A 17,114-nucleotide genomic window follows, 5' to 3' on the forward strand; every position below is an offset into this window, starting at 1 on the left:
GCAGAGACATGGAAAACGTAAAAGAGAAAATATTAATTGTGGATGACGACCCCTTCAACGTTCAACTGTTGCAGGAGCTGTTGCACAACACCTATGAGCTTAGCGTGGCAAAAACTGGTGAACAGGCGGTGCAACTCTGCCGTCAGGAGAATCAACCCAATCTAATCCTCCTGGATATTGAGTTACCAGATATGGATGGCTACGCCACCTGCCAAGCCCTGAAGGGCCAAGAATCAACCGCTCACATCCCTGTTATATTCATCACCGTAAAAGGTTTGGAAACCGATGAGACCAAGGGCTTTGAGGTGGGGGCGGTGGACTACATTACTAAGCCCTTCAGCCCAACAGTGATCAAGGCGCGCATCCATACCCATCTTTCGGTACAGCGTAGCCTGCAACAGGCCCAGGAACTGCTCTCCCTGCGCAATGAGGTTAAACACCTTACCCAAGGGCTACTAAAAGATACTCTACAACAGCCCGACGCCTTTGCCGCCATCATCACCCAACACCCAGCCATGTTTGCCCTATTCCGTTATATGGAAGCCCTGGCAAAAACCAATGAACCGATTCTGATTCAGGGGGAGACTGGGACCGGTAAAGAGTTGATTGCCGACGCCCTTCACCAGCTCAATGGCCGAACCGGCAAACAGGTATCGGTCAATGTGGCGGGACTGGATGATTTCACCTTTTCCGACACCCTATTTGGGCATCGACGGGGTGCCTTTACCGGGGCCGACAGTAATCGGGATGGCTTTATCGCCCAGGCCGAAGGGGGAACCCTGTTTCTGGATGAAATTGGCGATCTCTCCAACACCTCACAGATCAAACTGTTAAGAGTCATCCAGGAGCGGCGTTACTACCCCTTGGGCATGGATGAGTCCAAACCCATGGATGTATTTTTTATCTGTGCCACCCATCAAAACCTGGAAGAGAAAGTGAAAGAGGGCAGCTTTCGGCAAGATCTCTATTTTCGCCTCAACAGCCACCGCATCGCCCTGCCCGCGCTAAAAGATCGACTCGATGATCTCCCCTATTTGGTGGAGTATTTTATTCAAGAGTCTGCCCAGATTCTGGGTAAGGAGCCCCCCAACGCCTCCAAACGTATGATGCTGGAACTGGATTGTAAAACCTACCCAGGCAATGTACGTGAACTGCGCGGTATTATTTTTGATGCCATGGTTCAACACCAATCTAATCAAGAGTTGGAACTGCCCGGCACTCAGGATGCGGCCCCTATGAACCTGACGCTTGAGACGCCAAACAGTGCCCCTAAAGATATAGAGAGCTGCCTGGATCAGATGGATGGTTTCCCCACCTTGGATCAGATGGAGCGCAAACTTGTGACCTTGGCCCTGGCCAAAGCAAACGGCAACCAGAAGCTGGCAGCCTCCTTGTTGGGGCTCTCCCGACAAGCTCTCAACCGCCGTTTGAACCGCCGATTAACAGATTTGAATGCCTCCCCTGATTTAAAGCCCTCAGAATAAGGATACTCACTTTACAAACAATATCTTACATTGTGTGCGACATTTTTTGACAGCACCCTGTTTTCTGCATAGCAAAAAAATCTCTATTAATACATAGAGATTCACCTATTTCCTGCATTACGCTTATCCATTTTGCTCATTTTGTCGCTCCATATTGATTCTTTACGACACCGTCTATTCTTTACTTTACTTACACTTACAACAATGACGCCCCCTATAAACCCTATGGCATGCTTATTGGTCTATAACCAGTGCATGTAAGATTTTTTCTTAAAATGTCGCACCCTGTTGTGGGTGCCATGTCGATGGGACAGAAAAGTGAGCCACACCATGGAAAAGCAACGCATCTTAATCGTTGATGACTCCCCCATGAATCTGGAAGCACTCTCGGCCATTCTGGTCCCAGACTACACGGTTCAGGTGGCCAAAAGTGGCAACCGCGCTTGGGAAATTCTTGATGAGAGCCCCCTGCCCGACCTGATCATACTGGATGTATTGATGCAGGGTATGGATGGTTATGAGCTATGCAGACTCATCAAGGCAGATGAACGTTTTCAACAGATCCCTGTCATCTTTATCACCGTTAAGCGGGATCAGGAAGATGAGTTGCAAGGACTCTCTTTGGGGGCTATCGACTACATAAGCAAGCCCTTCAGGCCCTCTATCGTGCGTGCACGTATTGAAAACCATCTAGCCCTGGTAAAAACCCGGCAGGATCTGGAGGCAAAATCCCACGCCTTGGAAGAGGCTATCAGCGCACGGGATGCCCTGGAAAATGTCTGGCGCCATGATCTGAAAAACTCACTGGGTATTATCATACATGCCCCTGAAGAGATTCGGGATATGGGGAAAATGACACCAAGCCAGGAAAAGATGCTCACCCTTATGGAGGTTTCCGGTTATCGGATCTTAGAAATGGTCAACCGCTCCTTGGACATCGCCAAAATGGAACAGGGTAGTTACACCCCAAAAATGGCATGGCTGGATATTCAGACGGTCTTGGCACAGGTCAATACCGAACAGAAATATCTCATGGAGCACAAACGAGCCTCCATCTCCAGCCAACTGCAGGCCCCCTCTCATGGTGGCAATGCTTCCTATCGCGTGTGGGCCGATGAGTTGTTGCTGCACACCCTCTTTTCCAACTTGGTGCGCAATGCGCTGGAAGCCACACCCCATGGTTATAACGTCACCCTATCCATTCAAGAACTGGACGGATTCACTCAGATCAAGCTGCATAACCATGGTGCCGTACCCGAAGATATGCGGGCACGTTTTTTCCAAAAATATGCCACCGCGGGAAAAATGAAGGGAACAGGTCTGGGAACCTACTCCGCTTGGCTCTCCATGCAGACCATGGGGGGCTCGATCTCATTGGAACCCCATAAAGGGGACTTTACCTGTATCACCATGAACTTCCCCACCCCAGCCTTTGCCGACGCATCCGAAACCGAGCCAGAGGAAGAGATTATCCCAGAGGATACCTGCGCTCACATGCCCATGGAGAGTCTCAAACAGCGTGATCCCTTTTTGGCCGAACTTGATCTGCTTGCCTTTCCAGCCCAACCAAAGCCCTACACTACCACCGCAGGATGAATGCGATGAACGTCAAAAGAAAAAATCCTTTTTTGATCATGCTGTTCTTCTTCATGACATGTAGCATACATCCCGTGTCAGCTGATCTGACCAAAGCCCCTCAGGAAGATGCTGAACTAGAAGAGATGCTGGATCTCTCCTTAGAAGAGATGCTGGAGGTAGAGGTCACCTCCGCTTCTTTGAAAACTCAGCGGTTAATGGATGTGCCATCAGCTGTTCACGTTATCTCGTCAGAAGATATTTTACGATCGGGTGCCACCAGCATTCCCGAGATGCTGCGTATGGTTCCTGGGCTTCACGTTGGCCAAATTGATGCCAACAAGTGGGCGGTCTCATCCCGTGGTTTTGCGGGACGTTTTTCCCGTCAGCTGCTGGTATTGATCAATGGCCGTAGCATCTATAACAACAGCTTTGCCGGTGTCTATTGGGATGCTCAAGACCTTATTGCAGAGGATATTGAACGCATTGAGATTATTCGCGGTCCTGGCTCAACCATTTGGGGTTCCAATGCCATGAATGGGGTGATCAACATCATCACCAAATCTGCGGCGCATACCAAAGGGGGACTGGCCAAAGTTGGCATGGGCAGCGAACGTCCAAAGAATGGCGCCTTCCGCTACGGCGGAGCCTTAAACGATGCCTTTGACTACCGACTCTATGCCAAAGGGTTTGAGCTTGATAGCAGCCATGACACCGACACGCAAGACGATGCCTATGACCACATGCAGAGCGGTCGCATGGGCTTTCGTCTGGATGGCCAGCTAAACCCTCGTGACCAACTGATGGCCGAAGGGGAGATCAGCCGCAGCACCAACCATACAAGCTATTTGGCCACAGGGGCACTCAATGATTTAATCTCGCAAACTTATCCAAAAGATGAAGAGAAGGTAACAGGGGCCCATCTTTTAGCGCGTTGGGTCAGAGCCATCGATGAACATGAGAGCTTAACCATCCAGGCCTATTATGATCGCTACCATAGAAACAGCCAAGTAGCCCTGAAAGAAACCTCAGACGTATTTGACTTTGAACTCCACCATCTTTTCCGCTGGGGGCAGCACCATCAAATTATTTGGGGAGGGAGTACACGTTGGATTCAGCATGAGATGGAAAACACAAACTATATGATCTTTACGCCTGAAAAGCGCAATATGGCAACCATAAGCCTCTTTGTCCAAGATGAAATTCAGTTTCATAAAGATTGGTTCCTGACCCTGGGTAGTAAACTTGAATACAACAGTTTCACCCAGTTGGAGGTTCAGCCCAACGCCCGACTACTCTGGCGTATGGCACCGGAACATTCTCTATGGGCCTCTGTCTCACGCGCACTGCATACGCCCTCACGTTTGGAATATGATAGCAATGTCTATGGAGATTTTGCGGCATCTGGTACGGTTCTTAACTACAGTAGAAAGGGTAAAATGAATCCTGAAGAGGTCTATGCCATGGAGTTAGGGTACCGTGGCAAAGTTCATGAAGAGGCCTTTTTGGAAGCCAATCTCTTTTACAATGTCTATAACGGTTTAATAGGGCTTGGAGATTATACCGATACCATTGTCGCGCCGGGATATCTTCAAAGGTCCTATGCATTGGGTAATGTGACCGATGGCAACTCTTACGGGATGGAATTCTCTATGGAGTGGCAGGCCCAGGCGTGGTGGAAACTGATTGCAGGAGCCTCCTATGTTCTTTTTGACCTCAATCATCACAGCTCAGAAATAGAACGCAACTCACTCCGTGAAGAGCAAACACCCCAGAAACAGTTTACACTTCGCTCGCAAATGAACCTGCCACATGATTTGACCTTGGACACATGGTTTCGCTATGTGGACGAAATACCTTTAAGCACTCTAACCACCCAACATAGTACCGTTGATATTCGTCTGGCTTGGCAGCCACGACAACATCTTGAATTGTCTCTTACAGGGAAAAATCTACTCGACCCCCGACATGTCGAGGCAATTGACGAATTTACCGGCATGACTGCCCATGAAGTTGAGCGCTCCATCTATGCACAGGTGAAATGGATGTTTTAAGCTTCTTACCGGTAATCAATGACAGGGAAAAGCCTTTGCAGGCTGTTATTTTTCCTGCAAAGAAATCACATGGGCAAAAAACAGAACATGAAAATAGCAACGATACTCTTGGCACTTTTAGGCATGCTGTTTATGAGTGGCTGTGGGACGGGGACCGGTCGCGCTTACGTTAAGCACCAACAGATCAACAATAAGCTTTTGGTGGCTGTACTCCCTTTTGAAAATCTGAGCAACAACCCAAACGGAGGCCTGATTGTCTCTCAATTTCTGGCAACCGAACTCTACCATCGACAACTGTTCCAGCAGATGGAGGAGACCGAACTACGTCGTCTATTAACCCAAAACAAGGTGGATGTCGATCGCCTTTCTGATGTCACCCTGGCCCGAAAGGTTGGACTGATGCTTGGGGTGGATGCCGTTATTTTAGGGAGTGTTGCGGAACTCTCCTATCAGCATGGTCTGCGTGAAGAGCCCGCCGTTGGCTTTAATGTACAACTGCTAAGGATTGAAGATGGCGTCACCCTATGGCGGGGCAGTCAATCGTTGACAGGAAGTAGTTGGCTGCAACGACAAAGCTTAAGCCATCTTACCCAAAAAGCCGTCATTCACATCGTGGAACAGGTTGACCGCTGGTACCACGCAACAGTAGCCCTAAGCGACACATCCGCACAGGTTGAGACAAAACAATAAATCAACACTTTCTAGATATTTCATAACCTTAGACTCTCTTACCAGCAAATCTCCCATAAAAATCTATTAAGATATCGCACATTTGCAGGAAAACAAGAACGCATATATTACTATATTTCAAGAATTTACCATGAAAGCACGACTATCTTTTATGGCATATTTATTGGAATATACTAAACAAGTGTTCGATTATGTTAGACAGTACCGCTTTTGACCTGAAAGCTAAGCTCTGCTTTGAACGAGAAACATCTCTCTTAACAAGTAACCCTTTGTTAAAAGGCGTGTAGAAGATGAAAGCCCGACAAACAGGTAGGGGGAAAATGGTGCCTTTTTTGGCAACGCTCAGATCATGATCAATGTGAGGATAAGGATTACGGTGGGCCATTGAGTTTAAAATAATTCTCTGTAGTTCCCAAAAATTTCATTCATCTTGAAATCACAGTATTTTTCTTCCCACTGTATTGTGCTTCTTGGACGGAAAATTGAGCTCTTTGACAATAGAGAAAACTGACCGGGTGCAGAGCTCCCCAACAGGTACGAGCTGAGCCCCGGTGTGTGGTCACCCATTCAGTTAAACGGTATCATGCTCACCAACAGCCATGATCTCTACTCGCTCACCCCGTGGACGTATAGAAAGCACTCTGGCCAACAGACTCCACTGAGTTGTGGTGCCAAAAGCGATGTGTGTACGCTCAACATCAGCCCCAATAGCCAGTGAAAAATCCAGATCAGAAACAATGACCTGATTGGACTTCATTCCATGCAGGGCAGACCATGGGCCGCTGACAAAACCATCCTGATTTCTGATGGCAACCACATGATCTTCCCCCTCTGCCCACTCCATAGGCTCTGTCAGAGTGAGTCGGTTTTCATCTACGGACACCACTTCAGCGGATTGTCCCCACTCCGGCACATCGTGGGTAATGGCAATGAGATCCCCATAGGTTGGAATGAGACCTTCCATCTCCGTTTGGAAGGTGATGATACGCCGCCTGTACCGGTTGGCTGCTGACATGTAGCCCCCTTCCCTCTGGGCATGGGCTTGGTCTGTGCAGCCAAATAGGGCCACCTTCGCTGGATTAGAAGATTGGCTATCATCCAGAGAGACAGTGACCTCATCGGGTTTCCAGGTTTCGGCGTTGAAGAACTCCACGGTGACCGCATCTGCAGTCTCTTCGCTGGGCATGAGGTATTGGATGCTTAAGGAATTCTTTACGATGTTGCGTGGAGAGAAGAGTGCTACGGGTAGGGTTTGAGGCTGGTCACGGATGATACGGACGGTTCCACCTTGAAGGATGGGCACTGAACGTCCACACCGAGCAATACGGGTGATGGCCTCCCATACGGTAAGTTTTTGATCAAATACCGCATCGAAATTATCCCCTGATGGGTGCACTGAGGCGATCCCGCAGGTACTCGATGTCCCGCTTCACCGTGGCACGTGAGACCTCCATCTCCTCCACCAATTCATGAATGGAGACAACTCTCCCCGCAGAGAGGAGCCCGGTAATGCGATAAAAGCGTTCGGTACGATCCATAGGTACTCAACCCATGGAGGGTTCGATTCCCGAAACGAACCTTCTCCAGAGAATTTCGGGCTCAAAGTGGAGAAAAAGTTCGACGCGAGAATCGCCAGCATATGTCGCTTCTTGGAATAATCATTGATTGGAAAGTAGGCTGGAATTGTTGGTGTTCAAGAGGTTAATGGCTCTGAACCGATGCTTGAAAAGCGGGGAAAAGATAAAAAATTGGAAGGGAACGAACAGAGCTCGAAACGGAAACCCGTTTCCTACGATTTTGAGCGGGGTGCCAAAATATAGGAATTGGCTATATCATTACATGGTCTTCTTTTTTTGAAAAAATCCGATTTGGTCGTTTCCATGCAAATAAACGCACTATCACTCCTCCTCTGGGGAATCATCTCCCAGTTTTTCAGCCCTCGCCATAATGCTCAGATCCGGCTGCTCAAAGCCCAAGTCAGGATACTCCAAGAACGCCTTCCCAGCCAGCGTATCATTGCTTCGCCGAAGGAGAAATCCGAGCTATTGCGACTGGGGGCTGACTTTGATCACCAGATCAATGACCTGATCATGATCGTCAAACCCAACACCTATCGACGCTGGCTTAACCAATCCTCGTCAGGGAAGCCCTTTAAACAAGTTGGCAGACCACGACTGACTCAGGAATTGAGAGACACCGTGATCCGCATGGCCAAGGAGAATCTCCAATGGGGGTATCGACGAATCGTTGGTGAACTCAAAAAACTTGGCCTCTACGCTGGAGCCAACTCGGTCAAACGCATCCTAAATGAAGCAGGAATCCACCCCACACCAGAAAAGAGCAAACCCATGCCTCCCCTGCCCTGGGACACGTTCATCAAGGCACATCTTGAAACCACGATGGCATGCGATTTTTTCAGCAAGGATATCTACACACTGCTCGGCAAGAAAACCGCCTACGTGCTGGTCTTCATCCATCTGGGCAGTCGACGGGTTTTCACCAGCTCAGCCACATACGCACCAGATAGCACCTGGGTCACACAGCAGGCCCGAAATACTCTCTTATGGTGCGATGAACAGGGCATCAAGCCCGCCTATTTGATTCGAGATGGCGACACCAAGTTCTCCGGCCCCTTTTTAGAGGTGTGGAAAAGCGAAGGCATTCGAGTCATTCAGATCCCGCATAAGGCCCCACAGGCTAATGCCTTTGCAGAGTCCTTCATTGGTACGCTGAAACGTGAATGTCTTAATTTTTTCATCTGCTTCAGTCGGCCACAGCTCAATTACATTCTGCATTCTTGGGTCGACCATTATAATCACGAAAGACCACACCGTGGAGTTGGCCGTGACAATTCCGTTCTGGACATCAACTTTAAGGCTGCCCGCGATGGCCCTATCAAATGCAAAGAAAGGCTTGGTGGGATCATTAAATGCTACTATCGGGAGGCAGCATAAAGCCCATTCCTACCGCTCACCAAAAGTGTATCATACGTTTGTATTGTAAGCTAAAAGCAGTGTGTACACATTTTGGCACCCCTCAAGAGATTGGTTGCCCCACCCCCGTTGGGATGGTTCATCTGTAACACAGCGTTCCAACTCATAATACCCTCTCTTTGAATCAGTCAAAGATGACAAGAAGTAGATAAATCGAATGCAGGGACAAACGCAAAAGAGCCATGAGACCTTACTCGTCAAATAGGCATACTGAGAGACGGTCAATCTATACCCCTGACAATCTTCCATTGACCACTATTATCTGATTCAAGAGTAACTGCACGCAAACCCCAGCAACTAGCACCAGGATTGATTGATAATGTACGGTCAATATTTGCGGTCATCGTCCCGCTGACCCAAGGTGCTTCATGTATGTGTCCATGCAGGGTAAGCGCTGGTTGATGACGAGTAATCCACTGCGTTAAAGCCTCGCTGCCAACAAAAGCACCATTTCCCATCAGATCCAGACCACACCCCCAAGGCGGTGTATGTGCGACAAGAACCAATCTGCTTTTATCAGTGTGTCGAGTCAATTCCTCAAGCTCTTCAGCGATTGTTGGGCGGTTGAGAAATTCGCTCCACGAACCTTGAACTATGCTATCACTAATTTTATTACTGAAAGCAGTCCATTCTGGATATATCTGGGGTTCCCAGCCAGTGTAATCAATCCGATCATAATCACTCATAAAAAAAGGGGTGACTGGGACCCAAGGGAATCCCATAATGACCCAATTCCCCAGACATACATCCTGGTGTAGCAATGACCCAATCAATCCTTTATCCTGTAAATTCAAAATACTGGATTCGAAAGTTGAAGCCCAGTCATCGTTACCAGGAATGGCCCATACAGGACAACCCCTGCTGTCGCGCCATCGTTGCAATATCTCTGCAAAGTAATTCAAATAGAATTCACGTTGCTCTGCAGGACTTGCATCAATGTCCTGTCCTGGCATCGGGGCCAAATCTCCCCCCAGGATGATTAAATCTGGTTTATCTTCTTTGGCGCGCTGGAATAGAGCTTCCAAAGCATCCTGCGCACCGTGGAAATCTGTAGCATACAGTAGTCGATTCATTGCGTTTCAAGCCGTATTTCCATTGCAAGGTCACCAGCTTATGTTTTTATTGATCATGCTCCCTGTGCCAAACGCGCGGCTTAGCAATCTGCTTGGAAATATGCTCAACATGCTCCTCAAACAATTCGGTTTCCAAAGGTAGGTGTTTGACATCCCTCAAAACGGACACAACCCCTTCGACGGCACCATCCAAACGTAGGGGAACAACAAAATTTTGCAAGCCAGATTCCTTCTGGATGCTAAGCCCTAACTCGATCTCTCTAGCAACCCAATCTGAATTTGCTGCTGCCTCAGAGCAAAGGACCAGCATCACTCCTGAGGTGGCTACCCCCTGGAGCAGAGTTTGTGTAAGAGCGGCTCCACCTTCTAATTTGGATTCATCGCGCCAAACAGCATAGCTGTACCTTTTCAAGGCAGTTTCTAATCGTTCTGCCATCTCAACATCGTGACTCGAGTAGGAGATGAACACTTGATCATTGACCACAGGCCCGACACGCTCACCCCATTGACCGACGAACGCTTCGATCTGTTTTATCCAATGTGAAACTTCGTCAATTCCAGGTAAGTTTGCATCAGCAGAATTAGCTTTCAAAGCGGCTATGGTCAGTCTAGCTGTTTGTTTATCTGAGAGCCCAACAATGACCTCATCCGATAGCTTTCCCTGATATAGCTCCTGTAAAACATTATGATTGTACGCAGCATCTATGACAGTGTAGATAATCGAGGCTAAAGCAATAAAGTTGCCGTTACCTTCATCGTCACGCATGCCGGAAAGAGAGAGGACTTTATTCTCTAATTGCCGACGCAGATGAGTGCGTAATCGTGAAACCTCTTCTTCCGTTACAGCGTCATCAAGACCAATGAACACAGCTGCACCGGGCTTTCGATGCATGGCCGCAAATTCTAACTCTCTGACCACTAATGATCGATTCCAGACATCCCGGATCCCAGCTCTGGAGGTACCATAAATGTAGAGCATCGCATCGCACTGTTTTATCAGTTCGCTACTTGGGGCTAGAACCTCACCATGCTTTTGCAGCACTTCAAACCCACGGTCGGAAAAAACTTTCTCGATCATACCTCGTACAAAGAGGCATGAATTTGTGAATGGCCCTGATAGAAATATTTTTTTTCTCGCTGTCTTATCCATGGCTATAATTTTCTCCAGCATTTAACAGTTCAGCTTCAATCTCGTTGTACCAGTCAGCACGCTCACCTCGTTGACCCCGTGCATGCTGGATTAGATTCAGATTACGCAGCGTTGTCTTTGGCTCCCAAGACTCCCGAACATTCACTAAGGCTGAGGACAATGCCTCCCGTGCCATAGCTTCATCTTTTTTGAGAACTGCTATCTCCAATAATGTAGCATAATCCCAATAATCAGCATCTCGGTCGGAGAGGCGTCGTCGAACCGCATACTCAACAATGGGTTGAAGTTCTAGACGGCGAGGATCGGGAGGGTCGCTTATTTCCATGAGGGTTAGTGCGTTAATTCCCGGATACGCATCCCGCCAATCACTCTCGAAACCCTGAAGATAAGCGTCAACCGCTTTGAGAAGCCAACCTTTTGCCAATGCATCTTGCCCTGCCTCCATGGCTGTTTCCCAGCGGTCTTTATAGATCCTCCCAAGCAGACCCAGTGTCTCACTGCTGGGACCATTGGCTTTGATCACGGCGTTTAGAACCTCTTCAGCTTCCTCTCGGCGCCCGGCCCTATTGAGAGCAAAACCCAATTGCTCCCGGATCATCACCATTCCTGAAAGCGGCTTGGACATTCGCTCTGCCAGCGAAATCATGTTTCCCCAGGACTCAGTTGCCCGGTAGGAGAGGAACAGATCAACAACCACACCAGCCTCGACATCCTTGATGGGGCCCAGTTGTTCTTCAATGCCATGTAATGCCCCTGCGCCTTGAGCACGAGCACGGGCCAATTCTCGTTTCAAACGAGCGCTGTATGCCATGTGCTCACGGAATTCATCCGTTTTTAAGCGTTTGATATCTGGAGGTGGAATATCGCGTACTAACTGATAGACTGGGCTGTCCGTTGTGCACTCACGGCATTCAGTCAGACGCTTCCTCAGCCCTAGAAGATCCTTGTCAGAATTATCAGGGCACCCGTTCCTGGATAGTCCATAGGGGAAAGAGCGCAAGGGAGAGACATCAAATGGCAGCCTGAATCCATCCGCGTGCATAAGGACGGTGCTGAATGGGCGAATGGCATGCCGAACGCCTAATTCGTAGAAGACGTTGGCATTGGCTGTAGTCAGATCAGCAACCGCATAATCACAGAATATCAGCCGCTCAAACATAGCTTTGTGGATAAACCCGCCATCGATCTCCTCATCTGCCCTCAATGGCTCAAGGCCAGCGTCTTCAATGGCAGGCTTAATCAATTGTTGGTAGACCCCATCAAAATCTATTGAGCGTCCATCTGCGCTCTCTTTTCTTCCAAAGGGCATCAAAACAAAACAGAGTGGTTTATTACTCATGAGCTATTCCCAGCAAACAGATTATAAAACTGTAACGTGAGCCGTTGCTGTTCCAATCTATCCGGCATTTGCTTTATGTATTCCATAGCCTGCTCGGACATGGACCCGACATCTCTCTCTGGTGGGTTCAGTTCAATGGCTCTTGCATACCATTTGAGTGCCTGTTCAACATTTCCAAGAATCAAACACGCTTCCCCCATTGTCGCCCTTCCCCAGTGATCAGCAGGAGCCTCTCCACAATGGCTCATGACCTCTTCGGCAAGCGTGCAGGCCTTTTCTTTATTATTTTGAAAGACCAGAGACAGGAAGGCCAGGTTGATCCCATGGTATGCAGCTTGCTCATAGTCAGCTTTGTTCACTGAGCGATCATAAGCAATTTGATAATTTTTAATGGCACCCTCAGCATCACTCTTCTGTCGTTTGGTTAACCATCTCCGTTTGAGGCGTCCTGCAAGAACACCGACAACATCCGTTCCCCGACTACGCCGTTGTTTGAGAAGATGAAGGGCGTTTCCCTGCTGACCAAGTTCTTCCAGTGCCAGTATCATGTCCACAAAGGCCTCATCATCAAGCCCTTTCTGGTCAGGAAGATATCTGTTGACAAGTTGCCTGTGCGCATTGATTGAGATGGCACGATGGACCGAATCCACAGGCTTGGTTGGCCCACTTCCAGAATTGATTCCGTCTACCACATGACGGATGGCCAGATCCTGTGTTGATGTGCAATTCAGCATGGTGACATGGTTACCTGGAGCATTCACACAGACATCACGAGGAAACGGGCCATGTGCAGTTTCGGTTGGCACGAATTCATCCCGTTCGCCAGCAACGACCGTCAGATGGTATGGTTTATGATGTTGATCCAGTGCATCCCAATCAAGGCGCAACCGATTGATGAAGGAGCCGCTGGCAGCCATATCTCGAAGTTGGCGCTTCCACAATCTGGCGAGCCCGGCTTTGACCAATCCATTGCTTGGTGTGCCAAAAAGAAACAGATGGCTGACCCTCAACGCAAGACTGAGATCATCCACTATCGCCTTTTGTGCCACGAGGCCGCCCATGCTGTGACTCACGAGGGCCAATGAATTATATCCGGCGAGAGGCTCCCGACAGATTTGGGATCGGAGGAGGCCTGCCAACTTCTCTATGGATGCATCTGCCGCCCACATCCATGGAATGTCCAACCCCCTCTTGGAAGAGTAGCCGAATGTCCACATATCCCAGCCCGGCAGTTCGTTGGCAACAAAGGGATGGAAATTCTTCCATGTCAGGGACCTGCCTCCTGTGAAGCCGTGAATAAAAACAATGGCTGCCTGGGCCTGATTGCTGCGCAGGCAAGTCAATCCAGATGGATTTGTATCATTCCTCACGTTTAGACTCTCTTGGAAATTGTGGTGATGCCTAGAATGCTTAGCACAAAAGAAAACGAAGGAAGGCTCCAGCTCCTAACCATATTTTCAACCCCACTTCATGTTTGCCAGGAACAACATCCGAAGGTTTGAGCCACACATAATCCCCATTATGTGGATTTATTTGTTGCTATCCAACCGCTCCCATTTCATCCATGAGCTGACGCCATCACTTTTTCCGCCAAAGAAAATGGCAGCATTGACGGATCCCCTGCATAGATCCAATCAAGAGAGATTCGAAACCTAGCCTGTAAACGCACCATTACCATCGGACCAGGCATCCTCTTTCCTTTTTCACATTTATTCCATGTTGTTATATGGGCGTCTAGCGAATCACATACAGACTTCTGGCTGCATCCAACCGCTTCTCTGGCTGCACGCAGGCGATCCCCAACGGCAGCAATCTGACTTCTATTTCGAATGATAGGCATTGCTCAACCGAGCGCTTTCCCCCTTGTTGATGGATCTCACATCCAAAAAAATTCTATTTAGTATTACACGCTATGTGGATAAATGCTACACTGGTTAATGAGGATTCAGCTAGCAACAACTTAAGTCTTGTTCAGGCGATCCCGATGAAATATCGGTATGGCAAATCAATCCACCATGGACAATCACGGAATCGTTATGGCCGATATCTGTATCTTTTACGCGAAAGAGGACAGGGGTTTTGTGGAGAAACTGGACACAATCTTGTCCAGACATTGGACAGTTTGGTGGGATAGAAAAAATCAGGAAGCCAACTGGCGACAAGCTGTAGATCGAGAGCTGCAAGATGCTAAATGCGTCATTCCCATCTGGAGTGTAGCGACTCAACACCATGAGACGGTTCCTGATGAAGCCAAGCTTGCACGCCAGCTTGATGTGCCTCTTATTCCAATCAGAACTGTCGATTGCTTACCACCTCTAGGCTTTGGCAGCACGAGTTACGAGGACGTGTTCAACTGGGGTGGCGAAGAGGAACACTCTGGCATCCAAACTTTAATAAGGTTGATATCAAAAGTTACAGCAGTATCTAACAAACAAACACGCGCAGCCTCTCCCCTTGATGTTGATAATAAACGTATTTCTTTTCCTACTTTCTTTTTTTCGGTGTCTTCCCATGAAACACCTCTACAGCCTGACAAAGCTTTGGAGGTGCTGCGACTGTATAAAGCGAAAACGATACTTGTCTCCGCCTATGACTTGCAGGCGAAGCGCCGATTAGCAATGAAAAATACAATTGAGCAGTGCCAGGAAAATGGCTCGATAGTCCTACTGGATTCCGGAAATTATGAGGCTCACCGCACCAATGATAGAGACTGGTCTCCAGACCATCTGCATCGCGTGTTTGAAGACACACCTCACGATTTTGCTTTCTGTTTCGATAATGTTTCACCTCCTGAATCTGAAGAGGCCATCGTCGAAGATGTGCTTAATGCCGTACGGCGCGATCAAAACGCAACTGACAAGCCGGTGTTTCCTATTGTCCACGTTCCAAAAGATAAAAACGGAAATCATCGAGCGGACTTATTTCTGAAAGTACTTCCAAAGCTCGTGAGGGCACTACGAACCCCTCCAGCCATTGTGGCACTTCCAGAACGAGAGCTAGGGGATGGGATACTTAACAGGGCCAAAATGGTGCATGCCATTCGTCGAGAGCTCGATACCTTTGGAATATCAACTCGACTTCACATGTTAGGAACGGGCAACCCGCTTTCGCTAGCTATTCTGACTGCGGCTGGAGCAGATAGTTTTGATGGGCTTGAATGGTGCCGTGTCGTAGCTGATCACGAGACGGGTCGATTGTTTCATTTTCAGCAAGCTGATCTTTTCCGCTTCCAATCCCAAATGGCAAAGTCCGAAATCACTCGATTAGCCATGACAGAAGATGGAATCAATTTTGAAGCGAAAGCACTGTTTCACAATCTTGCTTTTTTTGATGAGTGGGTTGGTCGCGTGCTAGACCGAAAGGAGAAAGCAAGACTGCCAACACTACTTGCAAACTCTCTACCTCGTGGCGCGATAGAGGAGTTGGAAAACCAACTACCGGAGGTGTTCGCATGAGCCCTCATCCACAGTCCCTTCGGAACGCTGTATCGGCCATATGTCCAGATATTTATGAGCGAGTTAATACACGCAAAGCCGGAAAAACAATCCAGGAGCAACAGCTGTGGTGGGATCTCTCTTCTTGTGTGCTGAGTAGCCAAGTTCCTTACACCTTGGCAACTGCAGCAGCTGACCGAATTGGGGATTCCGGAATCCTGTCGACATATAGTAATAAGGATACTGAACAGGTCAGATGCGTTCTCAGCGAGTTGCTACATTCACCTCTGAAGGTTGGAAATAAAACTCGCAAATACAGGTTTCCAGATCTGCGCGCCAAACAACTTGCTGATGCCTGGACAGTAATTCAGGAGGAAGGCGGCTCGCTGAAACGCATTATTGACACAAAATCGGCAGATCCATGGGCGCTACGGAAGTGGCTGGTGTCACGAATTCCTGGCCTCGGGCCCAAACAGGCCAGTATGTTTCTGCGTAATGTGGGGGCGAGTTACGATTTGGCCGTTTTGGACAGGCACGTGCTCAATTACATGTCTGCAATTGGCCTTGCCAACAAAGCCTTGCATTCTATCGGGAGCCTGTCGGCCTACCGAAAACAAGAACATGTGCTCGAAAAGCATGCCGAAGAATTCGGATATCCTGTAGGCATGGTGGATTGGGCAATCTGGATCGTCATGCGGGCAGTTGGTAACACCAAATCCAAGGAGATGGCATGGGCATAGTGACTCTGGTCTCCGGTGGTCTGGACTCTACCTTAATGGCCAAACTGATTCAGGAAACTGACGTCCGTCAATACCCCCTATTCATAGATTACGGCCAGCGGGCCAAGGAAAGGGAATATACGGCATGCGTGAAGGCCATGAATGCTCTGGGACTCCCTGAACCAAAAACTGCCGGATTGGGTGGCTTTGGCACTCTTATCCGCAGTGGCCTTACCGATGCGGATAAACATGTGGCGGAGGACGCCTTTACCCCCGGCAGGAATTTGCTCTTTCTACTTGTAGGTGCCGCCTGGGCATATCAGAACGACGCTGAAACAGTGGCTATCGGCCTACTTAACGAGGATACGAGTTTATTCCCTGATCAGACTGCAATATTCCTCAGTCGAGCCCAAGACATGATATCCTTTGCAATGGGCCGAAACATTCGGATATTGGCCCCCTTGTCTGATTTTCACAAAGCTGATGTGGTCAATCTAGCTAGAACGAAGGATATTGAGGGGACCTATTCCTGTCATGCTGGTGGTGCCACACCTTGTGGCGCTTGCATCGCATGCCAGGAATTTCCAGAAAAGGAGGTGTGAC

15 protein-coding genes are annotated in these 17,114 nt (G+C 48.6%); 8 read left to right on the forward strand and 7 right to left on the reverse strand.

The window, feature by feature from the left end:
- Positions 1 to 8: 8 nt before the first annotated feature.
- From V5T57_RS08355 to V5T57_RS08370, 4 genes are all read left to right on the forward strand, one after another.
- A complete protein-coding gene (locus V5T57_RS08355; RefSeq protein ID WP_332890737.1) occupies positions 9 to 1,484 on the forward strand; it encodes a sigma-54-dependent transcriptional regulator in 1,476 nt (491 codons plus the stop codon).
- Positions 1,485 to 1,814: 330 nt separating this feature from the next.
- Positions 1,815 to 3,080, forward strand: coding sequence for an ATP-binding response regulator (locus V5T57_RS08360; RefSeq protein ID WP_332890738.1), 1,266 nt, complete (start codon positions 1,815 to 1,817; stop codon positions 3,078 to 3,080).
- Positions 3,081 to 3,154: 74 nt separating this feature from the next.
- Positions 3,155 to 5,113, forward strand: a complete 1,959-nt coding sequence (locus V5T57_RS08365; RefSeq protein ID WP_332890739.1) for a TonB-dependent receptor plug domain-containing protein — start codon at positions 3,155 to 3,157, stop codon at positions 5,111 to 5,113.
- Between the two features lie 69 nt (positions 5,114 to 5,182).
- Positions 5,183 to 5,803, forward strand: a complete 621-nt coding sequence (locus tag V5T57_RS08370; protein ID WP_332890740.1) for a CsgG/HfaB family protein — start codon at positions 5,183 to 5,185, stop codon at positions 5,801 to 5,803.
- A 571-nt stretch (positions 5,804 to 6,374) separates the two neighbouring features.
- Here V5T57_RS08370 and V5T57_RS08375 read toward each other — a convergent pair.
- Entirely contained in the window at positions 6,375 to 7,199 is an 825-nt protein-coding gene (locus V5T57_RS08375) for a host specificity factor TipJ family phage tail protein (protein ID WP_332890741.1), read from the reverse strand.
- Positions 7,180 to 7,341: an HTH domain-containing protein gene (locus V5T57_RS20905; protein WP_442918184.1), complete on the reverse strand. Its 162-nt coding sequence runs from the start codon at positions 7,339 to 7,341 to the stop codon at positions 7,180 to 7,182. The genes V5T57_RS08375 and V5T57_RS20905 overlap by 20 nt, the downstream gene beginning before the upstream one ends.
- Before the next feature lie 315 nt (positions 7,342 to 7,656).
- Between V5T57_RS20905 and V5T57_RS08380 the strand changes: the two genes are divergently transcribed.
- A complete protein-coding gene (locus V5T57_RS08380) occupies positions 7,657 to 8,757 on the forward strand; it encodes an integrase core domain-containing protein (protein ID WP_332890742.1) in 1,101 nt (366 codons plus the stop codon).
- Positions 8,758 to 9,017: 260 nt separating this feature from the next.
- Here V5T57_RS08380 and V5T57_RS08385 read toward each other — a convergent pair whose 3' ends face one another.
- From V5T57_RS08385 to V5T57_RS20910, 5 genes are all read right to left on the reverse strand, one after another.
- Positions 9,018 to 9,869, reverse strand: coding sequence for a metallophosphoesterase family protein (locus V5T57_RS08385; protein ID WP_332890743.1), 852 nt, complete (start codon positions 9,867 to 9,869; stop codon positions 9,018 to 9,020).
- A gap of 46 nt (positions 9,870 to 9,915) precedes the next feature.
- On the reverse strand, positions 9,916 to 11,019 hold the full coding sequence (locus tag V5T57_RS08390; RefSeq protein ID WP_332890744.1) for a toll/interleukin-1 receptor domain-containing protein: 1,104 nt from the start codon (positions 11,017 to 11,019) through the stop codon (positions 9,916 to 9,918).
- Entirely contained in the window at positions 11,012 to 12,358 is a 1,347-nt protein-coding gene (locus tag V5T57_RS08395; RefSeq protein ID WP_332890745.1) for a TRAFs-binding domain-containing protein, read from the reverse strand. The genes V5T57_RS08390 and V5T57_RS08395 overlap by 8 nt, the downstream gene beginning before the upstream one ends.
- Positions 12,355 to 13,728: a tetratricopeptide repeat-containing protein gene (locus V5T57_RS08400; protein WP_332890746.1), complete on the reverse strand. Its 1,374-nt coding sequence runs from the start codon at positions 13,726 to 13,728 to the stop codon at positions 12,355 to 12,357. Before V5T57_RS08400 ends, V5T57_RS08395 begins: the two co-directional genes overlap by 4 nt.
- A gap of 188 nt (positions 13,729 to 13,916) precedes the next feature.
- Positions 13,917 to 14,198, reverse strand: a complete 282-nt coding sequence (locus tag V5T57_RS20910) for a helix-turn-helix domain-containing protein (protein WP_442918185.1) — start codon at positions 14,196 to 14,198, stop codon at positions 13,917 to 13,919.
- Positions 14,199 to 14,355: 157 nt separating this feature from the next.
- Here V5T57_RS20910 and V5T57_RS08405 point away from each other — a divergent pair, with 157 nt between their 5' ends.
- From V5T57_RS08405 to V5T57_RS08415, 3 genes are read left to right on the forward strand one after another with little or no spacing between them, the layout of a single operon-like run.
- The gene (locus V5T57_RS08405) at positions 14,356 to 15,813 is read left to right on the forward strand and encodes a toll/interleukin-1 receptor domain-containing protein (protein WP_332890748.1); all 1,458 of its coding nucleotides are present in this window, start codon (positions 14,356 to 14,358) and stop codon (positions 15,811 to 15,813) included.
- The gene (locus tag V5T57_RS08410; protein WP_332890749.1) at positions 15,810 to 16,532 is read left to right on the forward strand and encodes an 8-oxoguanine DNA glycosylase; all 723 of its coding nucleotides are present in this window, start codon (positions 15,810 to 15,812) and stop codon (positions 16,530 to 16,532) included. The genes V5T57_RS08405 and V5T57_RS08410 overlap by 4 nt, the downstream gene beginning before the upstream one ends.
- Positions 16,523 to 17,113 (forward strand): 7-cyano-7-deazaguanine synthase, encoded by a 591-nt coding sequence (locus V5T57_RS08415; protein ID WP_332890750.1) that lies wholly within the window; start codon positions 16,523 to 16,525, stop codon positions 17,111 to 17,113. The genes V5T57_RS08410 and V5T57_RS08415 overlap by 10 nt, the downstream gene beginning before the upstream one ends.
- Position 17,114 lies beyond the last annotated feature (1 nt).

The sequence above is a fragment of the Magnetococcus sp. PR-3 genome (assembly GCF_036689865.1).
Lineage (GTDB): Bacteria > Pseudomonadota > Magnetococcia > Magnetococcales > Magnetococcaceae > Magnetococcus.

Bases quoted from the DNA above. Each gene is read 5' to 3' on its own strand.
- V5T57_RS08355 (WP_332890737.1), top strand. From the start codon at position 9: ATGGAAAACGTAAAAGAGAAAATATTAATTGTGGATGACGACCCCTTC.
- V5T57_RS08360 (WP_332890738.1), top strand. From the start codon at position 1,815: ATGGAAAAGCAACGCATCTTAATCGTTGATGACTCCCCCATGAATCTG.
- V5T57_RS08370 (WP_332890740.1), top strand. From the start codon at position 5,183: ATGGGCAAAAAACAGAACATGAAAATAGCAACGATACTCTTGGCACTT.
- V5T57_RS20905 (WP_442918184.1), bottom strand. From the start codon at position 7,341: ATGGATCGTACCGAACGCTTTTATCGCATTACCGGGCTCCTCTCTGCG.
- V5T57_RS08385 (WP_332890743.1), bottom strand. From the start codon at position 9,869: ATGAATCGACTACTGTATGCTACAGATTTCCACGGTGCGCAGGATGCT.
- V5T57_RS08390 (WP_332890744.1), bottom strand. From the start codon at position 11,019: ATGGATAAGACAGCGAGAAAAAAAATATTTCTATCAGGGCCATTCACA.
- V5T57_RS08395 (WP_332890745.1), bottom strand. From the start codon at position 12,358: ATGAGTAATAAACCACTCTGTTTTGTTTTGATGCCCTTTGGAAGAAAA.
- V5T57_RS20910 (WP_442918185.1), bottom strand. From the start codon at position 14,198: ATGCCTATCATTCGAAATAGAAGTCAGATTGCTGCCGTTGGGGATCGC.
- V5T57_RS08405 (WP_332890748.1), top strand. From the start codon at position 14,356: ATGGCAAATCAATCCACCATGGACAATCACGGAATCGTTATGGCCGAT.
- V5T57_RS08410 (WP_332890749.1), top strand. From the start codon at position 15,810: ATGAGCCCTCATCCACAGTCCCTTCGGAACGCTGTATCGGCCATATGT.
- V5T57_RS08415 (WP_332890750.1), top strand. From the start codon at position 16,523: ATGGGCATAGTGACTCTGGTCTCCGGTGGTCTGGACTCTACCTTAATG.